Here is a 12,787-nt window from a genome sequence, read left to right as displayed (position 1 = left end):
AGCCACCCGCTACGACAAAACCCGCGAATCCTACGAAGCAGCACTCACCATCGCGTCACTCCTGATGTGGATATGACCCTTTGAAGACAGGCCCTAGGGGCCTGAATCAGCTCGATTGCTGATCGCGAAGCAGCCCCAATGTAGGAAAGCTAGATCGTTGCTCTCAGCGCGGAAGGGCTTGAAATGCACATCGTCCAGACGTCCAAACAGTTGCGCACACCATGCATGCAAGGCTCTTGATGGCTGCGCCGGCGCCGGAAAAAATGGCGGGATTAATGGTCTTCGTGGTCGCCTTCGGCCTCCTCGACCTCGCCACGGTCCCACCCGTCATCGCCCTTTGCCGCGAGTTCTACGGCGAGGACAGCGCCATCGTCTTCGGCTGGGTCAACGCCTCCCACCAGATCGGTGCCGCGCTCGCCGCCTTCCTCGGCGGCGTAGCCCGCGACACCTTCGGCAGCTACGACTTCGTCTGGGTACTCCTCGGCGCTGCCTGCGCCGCAGCCGCTCTGCTCTCTCTTGTCATCCGTCGTGCCCCCTCCACATACGACACAGCCTCGATGCCCGTCGACCGCGAGACGGCATCATCGCGGCAGAACACAGCGTGAGACCGATTGCCAGGTGTGTCCGCCGGGTTGCCCGAAGTACCGGATCGAGCTGCGTTCCGAAGGGATCCGAAGACACACTCCCCCCGCATTCGGGACGTTGGCCGCCCACGGAGCGAAGATCGAGCTCCCGGCCACCTGACGCAGCTCACGCTCCCTTCAACCTCCCTCATTCCAGCCGGGTGCTTACGCCGTAAGCACCCACCCTGCATCTACTAACGAACACTTGGAATGAAACGTGCGCAAGGGTACGCAGATCCAGGATGTCGTGGCAGTAAGCTGCCGCCATGGCATCTCCGTACCCCGGGGGTGAGCGGGAGAAGCTGGTCTCGAAGCTACCCGCCACACTCCGACAGGCACTCAAAGTCCGCGCTGCGCAGCTCAGCACGGACGTCCAAGACGCTGTTGCCGCAGGCATTCAAGCCTGGCGGGACCACCCAGACCAACTCCCCGCAGTCGACACCGCAGGCGCAGAGTCCTTCGGCACCTACCTGCCCGAAGGCCTCTACGACGACTTCAAAGCGGACTGCCGAACCCGCGAGGTCTCCTACATCCAAGGCCTGGCACAGTCCGTCGCCCTCTGGCTGGCACAAAACCCGGCCGCTTCGGCCCAGCCCGTTCGCCGCCTCATCGTCTGCAACCAGAAGGGTGGCGTCGGCAAAACCTCCGTCGCGGCCGGTCTGGCGCAGGCCCTGTCCGAAGGTGCCGAGCACATCCTGAAGGCAGCCCTCGCCGCCGGCCTGTCTAAGGAAGACGCGCAGAGCCTGGCTCAAGCCGGCGGTCAGCGCGTCCTACTCGTCGACTACGACCCGCAAGGCCACCTCTCCCACCAGCTAGGGCTCAAGGCCATCCCCGCCGGCGAGGAAAGCCTCGTCACACACATGCTCCACCGGGACCAGGCGCAGCACTCCCTCCTCGACCTCACCATCCCCATAGACGGAGAGCGGTTCGGAGACCGACTCCATATCCTCCCGGCCGCATTCGACGCCTTCCTCCTCGACTCCGGCCTCACGATCTTCAGAGGCCCCCGGCACGCCGCGCTCGAGAGGGCGCTGGCACCCATCGAGGAGCACTTCGACGTCATCGTCATCGACTCACCACCCAGCCTCGGCCTCTCCATGGACGCCGGCCTCTACTACGGGCGCCAACGCGAAGACGAACGGCCAGCCGCATCGGGCCTGATCATTCCTGTAGAAGCCGAAGACACCTCTGCCCAGGCCTACGGAATGCTCATCAACCAGGTCGACTCCCTTGCCCGGGACTACGACATCCAGATCGACCAGCTCGGCCTGGTGGTCAACAAGTTCGACTCCCGCCGCGGCTACATCGCCACCTCCTCCCGCGACAAGTGGATGCAGCTCGGCACCCCGCCCGTCCTGGCCGTCGTGCCAGACCTCAAAGAGCAGCGCGAAGCAGTGCGCCTACAGAAGGCACTCCTGGCTTACGCCCCCACCTCAGAGCAGTCGCATGCCATGCGCCAGATCGCCAAGGGACTGAAGTAGACATGAGCAAAGCCGACTCCCTCGGTGGCAGCGCCACCTTCGAAGCAGTGGCACAGCCCATCAGCAGCCGCGCAGCATCATTCGCACGCTTCGCCGGACAGGACGCCCCAACAGCACCCAGCGACACCGCGACCGAAGCCGCGACAGCCTCTCCTCGACTGCCGATCACTGCCATCGCCCGCAACCCATACAACCCGCGCGAAGAGCTCAAAGCCATCGAAGAGATGGCCGACAGCCTGACCAGCCGCGGCATCATCCAACCCCTCACCGTCGTCACCCGCAGCGCCTTTCTCGCGGCCCACCCCGGCCAAGACGATGCCCTTGGCACCGCCCAGTACGTTGTCGTGGACGGAAATCGGCGCCTGGCCGGCGCCAAGGTCGCCGGAATAGACGATGTACCCGTCTACATCGACGACTCCCTTGCAGATGACGCCGATACCCTGCTCGAGACAGCTCTCACTGCAGCAGTCCAGCACGAAGACCTCGATCCGTTGGACGAAGCAAAAGCTCTGCAACGCCTCGTGGAGGTTCACGGGTCACAGCGTGCCGTAGCGAGGTCACTCGGTAAGTCCAGCGGCTGGGTCACGCAGCGCCTGGCCCTGCTCAAACTCACCCCAGAGCTGCAGCAAGCCGTCGAAGACAAGAAGCTGCCCGTCGAGGTGGCACGCACAGTCGGCCAGCTCCCCGAGCAGCAGCAGGGAAGCGCTGCTGAAGAAGCCCTCGCGAAGCGCGAACTCAAGAAGGCAGCACGCAAGCAGGGTGCTTACGCCGTAAGCACCCCCACTGAACCAGGGGTCGACCAGGCAGGCGCGACGGCACCGAAACCGATGCCTATCGCCAGGAGCACCGACCAGGCTTCACGGCCCGCGCAGCACCAGAACGACGGCGAGCGGATGGAGTGGACGGACGGGGCGGCCATCATGGATACCGCCTTCGCACGCCTCAGCGCCGCTCAACGGAGCGCCTTCATCCTCCGATATTTCCAGATCAGCCGCGGGGTAGACGCCGTAGCAGCTGACATGCAGGGCGAACTGGCTACCGAAGACCGTACTGCGTTGGCTGCAATCCTGGAGCAGGTGGCCACTCAGCTACGCAAAAGGAAGTGATCAGACTGGGGCCCTCTCGACCTGTCCGGGGCAGGACCGAAGCCTCAGTCAGAGTTCCACGAAGAGCGATTATTTCAGGTGATACGGCCTCGGCTGGGTTCCTGGGCCCAGCCGAGGCCGTCGCATGCGTGGAGTGGCCGAAGTCAGCACCGCCATGGCGCGCAGCGGCGTCGTGCGGCAGGGAATGTAGGTGCAAGCCCAGCAGCCTCAGCCGCGGCGGCGGACTTCGGCTGGTGGGCTCAGGCTCCGGTCGGACGCGACGATCGCAGCGGTGCTTGTGGCAGCGCCGCTCATGGGGCTGCCCTCGTTCACGGGCACGAGGGCGCCCCCGCGTCGGCCCCCGACCTTGCTGCGGTCGTCGGGGAGCCTGATTGGTCCTTCTGCGGGGTGCCCCGCTTCCAAAAGCGAGGGCGCGCCGCCGAGCCCTGACCGTGTCACTCGAACGGTATCCGTGTGCGGCTCAAGCGAGGGCCGCTTCGGACTCAGCTCCAGGGAGAGTGTTGGACCTGAGAATCATCACGCGCGTGTGACCTGCGCCACTCCGGGAGTTTGCTGGGTTCGCGCAAATTTACGCAAAGTTGCGATCTTGTGGCGTCTTTGCTGGTGGTGGCCGTGGCGTTCGGGTGGCGGGTGGCGGCTATTGGGGCTGGATAAGCAGTAGGGAACATCTTTTTGTAACTAGAGATTGGCGCTGCGTAATCTTTTCTGGATTGCCTGTGCACACCTGGCCGCCGGGGGGCGTCGTTGGGGTGAAGGGCGCACAACCGCGCACTTCCCGGGGCCGAGTAGCGCGCCCGGTTCTTCGTAGAGCAGGGGCTCTCGCCTGTGACGATCCAACTCGCTTCTGACCTGATGATGCTGGCGGTCGTGATCCGTGTCTTTGGTCAGGACGCTGTGACTTTGCTTCGCCGCCTGGCGGCCGCAGGCGTCCGGGCAGGTGTGAGTGAGATGCGCCGCCGCCCCCGCGAGGACGGGAAGGAAGGCTGGTGAGCGAGAACCAGAGCCGCACCCGTCCGGGCGCCGAGCCGATGATCCAGCAACAGCCTCCCGACCATGCCTTCACCGCGTTCCATCAGATGAAGCGCCCTAGCTACGTTCGCTACGCCGAGACCTTCCTCCATAACCGCGACGACGCGGAGGAGGCGGTCGATAGCACGTTCGAGCACCTCTATCGCTGTTGGGACAAGGTCCTCAGCAGCGACAACTCCGATGGTTACGCCTGGACGATCATGCGTAACAAGGTCACCGATCATGCCCGTGCCCGCAACCGCCGGCCCCTGCTGCTCGATGACGAGGCGTTTAACACGGTCGCTCTGCGAGACGCGGTCGACCCGTTCGGGCAGATCACCGAGTCCCTCGCACTGATGCGGGCGATGCGCCTGCTCACCGAACGCCAGCTCGACGTCATGGTAATGACCTACCTCCACGGGCTGAAAGCAGCGGAGGTCGCCGACGCGCTCGGCGTCACCAGCGCTACCGTCCGCTCCACGGTTCGTCACGCCGCACGCAGGCTGCGCAGCATTCTGGGCCCCGACCGCACCATGGAAGGACGGCGATGACCCCCTACATCACGGAGTACCTCTCCCGCGCACGTCTGGTCACCACCCCCTACACCCAGGAAGACATCGACGCTGCGGAAGCCCGCCTCATCGCCCGGCTCCAAGGTCCCACCGCCCCGTCCCTGCCGACGCCTCCACTCGCTTCGCAGGAGCCGACAGAGCAGGAGGCGGCCCAGAACTTGAACACCTTGTGCGAGACCGTCGTCACCCGCAACACAGCCCTCAGCACCCTGGACACCTTCCTCACCCCCCAGCTCCCCGAACCCCCGGGCGCTCGGGTGCTGGGCTGCATCCTGCAGCTTGCGGACTCTGAAGAGAACGCCCGCTTCTGGTGGCAGTACGCGGCTGGTGCTGGCGACGCCGCAGCCTCCTACTGCCTTTACCTGCACCACCTTGCCCTCGGAGAACACGGTGAAGCCGACTGGTGGCATGAGCAGACTGAACAGATCCAAAGCGCACTGCCCTCCAGCGACGACCCCACCGACACCGAGACCAAGATCAAAGACGACGTGTCCGATGCCGTCATCGACGCGCTCCTCGCCGTAACGACCACGGGCGCGAGCCTCCTGCCCACCGCCCTGCGCATCCTGGGCGCACTCAGATCCGAACCGGCCCCGGTACCGGCGCTGGTCGGCGCCGTACTCGACTACGTCTCCGCAGCTGTAGGCCCCACCGACGACTTCGAACTTCCCCTACCCGCCCCCGGCTTCACCGATCACATCCGCACTCTCACCAAAACCACCAAGACACCTGCTCCCAGTAGACCCCGAGCACGCACCGGGCTCCAGCTCCGGCCCAAAACCCAAGGATCGCTCATTGCATCCGCGCGCCGGCATCCCACCTGGTGCTGGGGATAAACAAGCGGCGGCTCCGACTCTGCCTGCCCATGGGCAGGGGCAGGAACATCCCCGGCTGGCGGAGCGTTCATCTGCGTGTGGGTACGGAGGGGACAGTGTCCCCGGGCCTCATCTATAGCCCACGGGGAAGATCGTTCGGCTGAAGCCCCGTGGAGCCCTCCGCCGAGAGGCGACCGCCCTCCGCACCCACACCCCTACTGCCCCGGCTGGCCTCCCCCGACCAGCCGGGGCTTTCTCATGCCCAGGGGGCACGCGGGCCGCTACCGCGGACGGGACTGCTGTCTGGTTCCGGCTGTGACTAGAAGTGATCTTCTGGTGACGTGTTGTCAGTGGTGGCTGCTTTGATGGATCGGCTGCGCAAGGGGGCGCGGTGTGGTGGGGGAGGGGATTAGTTGTGCCGTGGGTGCGGGAGTACGTGCGCAGGGACGGAACGAGAGTGAAGGCCCACGCCCGGTGGGCTGCGGGAGGGCGCCGGGAGATGTCGATTGTGGTCATTGCCGGGCTGGCGGTGATCGCGCTTGGCAATCCGTCGAGCTCGGCCGACGGCCCTGAGAAGACTCCTCGTCCGGCATCGTCATCCGTGTATCCGGTCAAGTTCCCCAAGACGCGGAAGTCGACGGCCAAGCCGCGGCCTCAGCCGACGGTGTCGTATCCGATCCGGTTCCCGCAGACGCCCAAGACAGCGGCCCGTCCCCGACCGCGGTCGACGGTGACGTATCCGATTCCGTGGGACCGGAGCGCCCGATGACCGCCCGACGCCCCGCCCCACGGCGGCGGCCTCGGCGCAGTCCTGCCCGGTCGCGTAAGCGCAAGCAGGCCCACGCCGGCCGTGAAATCCTTGTCGGCGTTGTCGTCATCGGCTGGCTGTCCTCCCAGCTGATGCAATGGCTTGCCGCACACCCCTGGGTCCCCCTGCTCGTTCTGGTCCTGGCGGGGGTCGGTGCCTTCGTCTGGTTCCGCTCCCGCGTGCAGGCGCAAGCCCTGCTGCACACCCGGGTGAGAGCTCTGAGGTATCCGATGGCTGCCCTGGACGGTTTGCAGCACCGGCAGTTCGAGCACGCGATACGCGACCTGATGCTCCGAGACGGCTGCGCGGATGCGGTCCAGGTCGGCGGCGCCGGCGACAACGGGGCGGACGTGAAGGCCACCGACCCTTACGGGCGACGCTGGGTTATCCAGTGCAAGCACCGCCGAGCCGGCCTCGCCGGAGCAGCGGTCGGGACACCCGACCTGCACGTCCTCAACGGCACCGGGCGCCCCGTCCACAAGGGCGACGTCATCGTCCTGGTCACCAACGGCCGCTTCACCAAACCGGCGACCGAGTTCGCCCGCTCCCAGCGTCTGCACCTCGTCGACCGCCACACCCTGGCCACCTGGGCCGCCGGATCCCAACCGTTGTGGGAACTCCTGCGCGCGCTACCACCGCCCCGCAGACCGACCACACTGCCCTGACAAGCCTGACACCGCCCCGCCTGCCCACGATCCGATGGGCCCGCTCCCGCACGCGGACAAGCAGGCCGGCAGAGCCCTTGATCGGATGGAGTCACTCTGATCGAGGATGCACCAAAAATCGAACACATGCTCTAATCGGTGGATGGAGTCCTTCCCCTTCCCCGACGACCTGATCTACGCCCAGCAGGCCTGGCACGCCACCTATCGCGAGCTCGCCGCGCCCCGCCCCCGTCAGACCACCGTTCTGCGCCGTCGCCTGCTGGTCTTGTCCGTGCGGATCCAGTGGCATCCGTTCTGGTCCACTCCATCCGGCCGCGTCCCCGCTGCCCGGGCGGAGCTCAAGCGCCTTGCCCGCCATCACGGGCGACTCGAGGCGAGGACGGCATGAGCTGGCTGGACGCTCTGTCCATCGGCAAGCCGCAGTCTTGTGGGTGATCGGGGGACTGGATCACAGAGCACGCTGAGGTGGTGACTGTCCGCCTGCGCGGTCCGATCCGATGACTTGCCTAGTCAAGGGCGACTTCTCGCTGGAAGATCAGCGCGAAGCACGCCGCATGATCAAGTCGTGGCACTGCCGCGCCCGCTCACCCACCCCGCCCTCCAACACGGACAGCTCGACCAGGTAGCGGACCACATCAGCGATGTCACCATCGCCGGGATGCGTAGCGAGCACTCCCGTAGTCGCCTCAGGTACCCCGGCTTCCGGTTCGATGAGTACGGTCCGGAAAAGGCGCAAGTAGCTCGCCTTAGTTTCGTCTTGTGGGTTCACGGAGGACGTGAGGAGCTGACGCCACTGCTCCCTGAACACTTCGAACCGCCCTTCCACTGTCTCGAGCATGAGCTTCTCGAATGCACAGTCGAGATCATCAGGGTGCGCTTCGGTAGCCTGCTCCACATCCATGCGCGCCTCCTCACGACGGCCTGCCTGCCGGTGTGCCTGACTGCGGGAAGCGAGTGCCCAGCCGAGTGTGGGGTCGAGTTCGAGTGCCGCGGTGAGGTCCGTGACGGCTTGTTCGTAGCGGCCGGCCTGCTGGTGGGCTTGGCCGCGGGAGCCGAGTGCCCAGGCGTCGGTGGGGTCGAGTTCGAGTGCGGCAGTGTAGTCGGTGATGGCTTGTTCGTAGCGGCCGGCCTGCCGGTGGGTTTCTCCCCGCTGTGCTAGTGCCCAGTCGTCGGTGGGGTCGAGTTCGAGTGCGGCAGTGTAGTCGGCGACAGCTTGTTCGTAGCGGCCGGCCTGCTGGTGGGTTTCGCCGCGGGCGCCGAGTGCCCAGGTGAGTGTGGGGTCGAGTTCGAGTGCGGCGGTTAGGTCGGTGACGGCCTCGTCGTAGCGGCCGGCCTGCTGGTGGGCCTGGCCGCGGGAGCCGATCGCCCAAGCGTTGGTGGGGTCGAGTTCGAGGGCGGCGGTTAGGTCGGTGACGGCTTCTTCGTAGCGGCCGGCCTGCTGGTGGGTTTCTCCCCGCTGGGCGAGTGCCCAGGCGTAGGTGGGGTCGAGTTCGAGTGCGGCGGTGTAGTCGGTGACGGCTTGTTCGTGGCGGCCGGCCTGTTGGTGGGCTTGGCCGCGGGCGCCGAGTGCCGCGGCGTAGGTGGGGTCGAGTTCGAGTGCGGCGGTTAGGTCGGTGACGGCCTCGTCGTAGCGGCCGGCCTGCCGGTGGGTATCTCCGCGGGAGCCGAGTGCCGTGGCGTAGGTGGGGTCGAGTTCGAGTGCGGCGGTGTAGTCGGTGACGGCCTCGTCGTAGCGGCTGGCCTGTTTGTGGGTATCTCCGCGGGCGCCGAGTGCCGCGGCGTAGGTGGGGTCGAGTTCGAGTGTGGCGGTTAGGTCGGTGACGGCCTCGTCGTAGCGGCCGGCCAGCCGGTGGGTTTCGCCGCGGGCGCCGAGTGCCGTGGCGTAGGTGGGGTCGAGTTCGAGTGCGGCGGTGTAGTCGGTGACGGCCTCGTCGTAGCGGCCGGCCTGCCGGCCTCGTCGTAGCGGCCGGCCTGCCGGTGGGTTTCGCCGCGGGCGCCGAGTGCCCAGGTGAGTGTGGGGTCGAGTTCGAGTGCGGCGGTGAGGTCGGCGACAGCCTCTTGATTCCGGCCGGCCTGTTGGTGGGTTTCGCCGCGGGAGCCGAGTGCCCAGGCGTTGGTGGGCTCGAGTTCGAGTGCGGCAGTGAGGTCAGCCACAGCCTGGTCTTCGTTGCCGAGCAAGCGGTGTTCTTCTCCCCGGCGGGCCCAGGCAAGGGCGTTGCGGGCATTGTGCGCGATGGCGCGGTCGAACTCGGTGAGGGCTTCTTCGTCCTGGTCGCTGCGGTAGAGGAGAATGCCCCGGTGGGTGTGGGCCCAGCTTCTGCTCTCGGCGCTCAGCTGGCTGTGGGACAGCAGAACCTCGAGACAGGTGAGACGGGGGTCGTCGCCGGTGAGAGTGTCCCGAAGGCGTCCTGTCCAGGCGAACAGGGTTGTGTCGGCGGTGTCCTGTGCGGCTTGTTCCAGTGTCTCGATCCACTGCCGGAGCACCGCAGTCTCCTGGCCAGCTGCCTGAACTACCTGTTCGAGAGCATCCGTCAGATAGGTTCCAGGGTGGGCGCACAGCCGGTGGTACGTCTCGTCCAGGCGGTGCCGGCGCCATTCAGCGTCGTCCCACCGTTTTGCTTCGGGAAGCCGCTCCTCGACGGCGGCACGCCAGGTCGCATGGGTCTCGGCGAGCCGCAAGTGGGCCGAAGTCCAGCCTTGTGGGGAGTGGGTGCGTTGCTGGCGGATCATGCTGGCGCGGACCACCGCGTGATAGTGCTTGTAGTCGCCTCTGCCGCTGATGAACGGCTGCCCGCGCAGCCACTCCCACAGCCCCTCTGCCCCAGGCCCTGCTGCCTCGGTGAAGACGTCCTCGTTCAGCTGCAGGGGCAGCGCACACGCCCGTACCGCTTCTCGTTTTTCCGGGTCCGTGATCCATTGCACGAAGCGTTCGACGGCCACGTCGGCGAGGTTCCCGCCCGCGTCGACGTCCTCGGACGTACGCGGGCGGGCCAGAGCCAGGAGTTCCACAAGCAGCGGAAGCCCCATCGACAACTGCAGCACCGCTTCCACCACCCCGACATCGGTCACCCCCCGAGAGGTCAGCAGCGAGCGGGTCTCCGCCTCGGTGAAGACCTCCAGCGGCACGTCCGCGACCTGATCCCGCAGCGGCGCCCATTCCCGCTCCGACAGCTCGTCCCGGCCCGCCAGCACGACGATGACGTTCGCCGGCACCGGGCCGAACTCTTCATCCAGCAGCCTCAGCAGCCACCCTTCCAGGTACTGCGCGGTCTGCTCCCAAGTGTCGAAGAACAGCACCACCCACCGCTGCCGACGGCACAACCGCTCCAGCTCGCAGACGAAGGCACGGCTCATACCCGTCTCGTCACCCTGACCGCCGCGCCGCTGCGCACGCGTCCTCGAGGCGGCACGGATCCTGTCCAGGCCCTGGGCGGCGGCGTCCGGGTTCGCCATCGCCGTCACGACACCGGCCCCCGGGATCAACGAAGCCGCTCCCAACGCGGCCTGCGTGACCACCCGGCTCGACACTGACGCTTCCCCCTCCACGAGCATGGGATCCGCCTGCGCCGCCTGCTCCCGCCGATACTGTTCGACCGCTTTGTCGAACTCCTTGCACGGCCCTGCCTGCTCCGCCAGCTGCCGGGCCAGCTCGACCATGGCCTGCTGCACCCCGTGGACGTCGTTCTCATCCACTACAGCTGTCACCGCGTCCGCACGCCTGGCAGCCTCCTGCCACTGACGCAGCAGCGTGGACTTCCCCACACCGCCCACCCCGCGCACATGGAACAGGAAGTCCGCCGGCGCCTCCTCGGAAAGAGGATCCTTCGACAAGTTCTCCGTGAACAGCGCCAGCTGAGCACGCCGCCCCACGAACCGCGCCTTCGCACGCTGCCGGATCAACTCACCCCGCGACAGACGCCTCGTACCCGACCCCGACATCCCCGCACCCCCGCTACTCGCCTGCCTCACCCTCGAGGAGGACAGGGCACCTGCCCGTGCTTGTCGCTCGAGGCACAGGCCTCAGTGTCCAATCTGGACCTCGCGCCTGTCAGGAATCCGCCAGCATTGCCGTCAGAGGCGAACTCCACGTCGTCCTGGTCGCCAACGATTGGTCAAGTGCTTCGTAGCTGGCAATCACCTGCCCGAGGCACTGACCCGCTATCAACGAGTACCAGGAGCCGGGCTCCACGCCGCGGTGAACGCCGCTCCTTCCGCCCCTCTTCGCCGCGGCTGGACGTCTTGTCTACCGGCAGGCAGCTATCGGGCCGGGGCGTGAAGGCTCGAGGTGTGGTCGCCGCGCCGTCGCGGGGGGCGAGGGGCGGGGGAGGGGGTGGCGGGCCGGAGCCTGGGGTGGGTGTCAGTGAGGCATGGCTCAGTCGTGCCTGGTCCTCCGTTGACGCTCCGGACGCCTGCGTAAAGAACAGACGCCGCAAGCCCTTCCGCTGCCCCGCCCGCAGCCGTCGCCGACATCCCCATAGTCCGCTCTACTTGGCCTCCGGTGGGCGCCAGGAAGTTGTCGAAGCGCTCGAGATCGTCCTGCCGGTCACGGACCCTCGGGCTGACGTGACGGTCCAGGTGGCGATCGGCGGCGCGACGGGGACGAATCTCGCGGCAGAGTGCCGCGAGATTCGTCTCTCCCCCGCTCACCGCTCTCGTTTACGACGCCACGATCGGCAAGAAGCTCGAGTGCGGTGACTGAACTGTTGGTCTCCTGGTGCTGAGAGCACAGTGCCCGGGGTCGTCCCCACGACGCCCCCGGGCTTTCCCTCCCGTGCCAGACCCGAGAAGGAGGCCTCAGTATGCACACACCCCGAGCTGCCCGCCTCGCCGCCCTGATACCCCATCGGCTCGGTCCGTCCAGACAACTGCCGGGGATCTGTCCCTGACCTGCCCCAGGGACAGATGACCAGGCCCTCCGGACAGACCCCGGACAGATCTCTGACGGATGGCCGGACAGATGATCCGGCGCCCTCACCGGGGGCGTCCCGCCGTGCTGGACGCCCTTCAGGGGCGTTGGAGCGCTTTTACGGTCCTGGGGCCCGCCTGAGCGCGAAAACTGCGGATAGGGCCGTTTTCGCTGTTTTCCCAGGTCAGGACCGCCACCCGGCACCGCACCCCCACCGCCACCCCGCCCGTTTTGACCGGAATGCACCGCCACCCCATGACGGTCGGGTGGCGGTGGGCATGACGGTGCAAACCGGACAGGGTGGCGGTGGTCATGACGGTCAAAACGGACGTGGATGGCGGTCCTCGCACCAGAGGGCTCATGTCTGGCTGTGGGTCCGGTACCGGTCCGGGGGCGGTCCGGGAGAGTCCGGCGCGGCCGCCGGACCCTGCCAGGAGATTCCGGAGGCCGTCCGGACCGCTACCGGACCCACAGCCAGACACCGACCGGACCCGCCCGGCACCCCATGCCGCGCCTCGCAGCCGGCCCGGATCCACCCGCCGCCGCCCCGTCCAGACATCCGCTGGCGACCCGCTGAGCGTCCGCTGGCGGTCCGCTGGGAGCCGTCCAGCAACCGCTGGCTGGACGGCTCCCAGACGGGAGCCAGCGGACCGCCAGCGGATCGCCAGCGGACGCCCAGCGGACCCTCGTCCGGGTTTGCGCGGCTAACCCCCCGGCATCCGAAAGTGCTGTCCGGCTCGCCCGACGACGTCGATGAAACTGCCGGGCTACCGGTCCGATAGCACCCGCACGGCACCCATTCA

At 67.1% G+C, this 12,787-nt stretch carries 9 protein-coding genes and 2 pseudogenes; 8 read left to right on the top strand and 3 right to left on the bottom strand.

The genetic code is table 11. From position 1 onward, the window contains the following. Positions 1-251: 251 nt before the first annotated feature. From IA22_RS0133280 to IA22_RS0133245, 8 genes and pseudogenes are all read left to right on the top strand, one after another. A pseudogene (locus IA22_RS0133280) lies at positions 252-605 on the top strand (hypothetical protein); the annotation flags it as partial. 284 nt (positions 606-889) lie between these two features. Beyond that, entirely contained in the window at positions 890-2,104 is a 1,215-nt protein-coding gene (locus IA22_RS0133275; RefSeq protein ID WP_030125830.1) for a ParA family protein, read from the top strand. 2 nt (positions 2,105-2,106) lie between these two features. Then, complete coding sequence (locus IA22_RS0133270) at positions 2,107-3,210, top strand: ParB/RepB/Spo0J family partition protein (protein WP_030125829.1); 1,104 nt, start codon at positions 2,107-2,109, stop codon at positions 3,208-3,210. A gap of 825 nt (positions 3,211-4,035) precedes the next feature. Then, complete coding sequence (locus IA22_RS37295; protein WP_167337652.1) at positions 4,036-4,200, top strand: hypothetical protein; 165 nt, start codon at positions 4,036-4,038, stop codon at positions 4,198-4,200. Beyond that, on the top strand, positions 4,197-4,769 hold the full coding sequence (locus IA22_RS0133260) for a sigma-70 family RNA polymerase sigma factor (RefSeq protein ID WP_030125828.1): 573 nt from the start codon (positions 4,197-4,199) through the stop codon (positions 4,767-4,769). The genes IA22_RS37295 and IA22_RS0133260 overlap by 4 nt, the downstream gene beginning before the upstream one ends. Beyond that, positions 4,766-5,626, top strand: coding sequence for a hypothetical protein (locus IA22_RS0133255; protein ID WP_051694903.1), 861 nt, complete (start codon positions 4,766-4,768; stop codon positions 5,624-5,626). Before IA22_RS0133260 ends, IA22_RS0133255 begins: the two co-directional genes overlap by 4 nt. Positions 5,627-6,370: 744 nt before the next feature. After that, positions 6,371-7,078, top strand: a complete 708-nt coding sequence (locus tag IA22_RS0133250; RefSeq protein ID WP_030125826.1) for a restriction endonuclease — start codon at positions 6,371-6,373, stop codon at positions 7,076-7,078. Positions 7,079-7,220: 142 nt separating this feature from the next. Beyond that, positions 7,221-7,466 carry a hypothetical protein gene (locus IA22_RS0133245; RefSeq protein ID WP_030125825.1) on the top strand — a complete coding sequence of 82 codons (246 nt, stop codon included), beginning with the start codon at positions 7,221-7,223 and terminating at the stop codon, positions 7,464-7,466. 147 nt (positions 7,467-7,613) lie between these two features. Here the strand turns inward: IA22_RS0133245 and IA22_RS37290 are convergent, their stop codons facing one another. From IA22_RS37290 to IA22_RS37935, 3 genes and pseudogenes are all read right to left on the bottom strand, one after another. Then, positions 7,614-7,979: a hypothetical protein gene (locus IA22_RS37290; RefSeq protein ID WP_167337651.1), complete on the bottom strand. Its 366-nt coding sequence runs from the start codon at positions 7,977-7,979 to the stop codon at positions 7,614-7,616. A 21-nt stretch (positions 7,980-8,000) separates the two neighbouring features. After that, a pseudogene (locus tag IA22_RS37940) lies at positions 8,001-8,984 on the bottom strand (tetratricopeptide repeat protein); the annotation flags it as partial. Further along, positions 8,888-9,808 carry a tetratricopeptide repeat protein gene (locus tag IA22_RS37935; RefSeq protein ID WP_245229654.1) on the bottom strand — a complete coding sequence of 307 codons (921 nt, stop codon included), beginning with the start codon at positions 9,806-9,808 and terminating at the stop codon, positions 8,888-8,890. The gene IA22_RS37935 and the pseudogene IA22_RS37940, both read right to left, overlap by 97 nt. Positions 9,809-12,787 lie beyond the last annotated feature (2,979 nt).

The organism is Kitasatospora papulosa (assembly GCF_000717245.1).
Lineage (GTDB): Bacteria > Actinomycetota > Actinomycetes > Streptomycetales > Streptomycetaceae > Streptomyces > Streptomyces papulosus.
The sequence above is the reverse complement of the archived record's forward strand: the minus strand, read 5'-3'. Positions and strand labels throughout refer to the sequence as shown.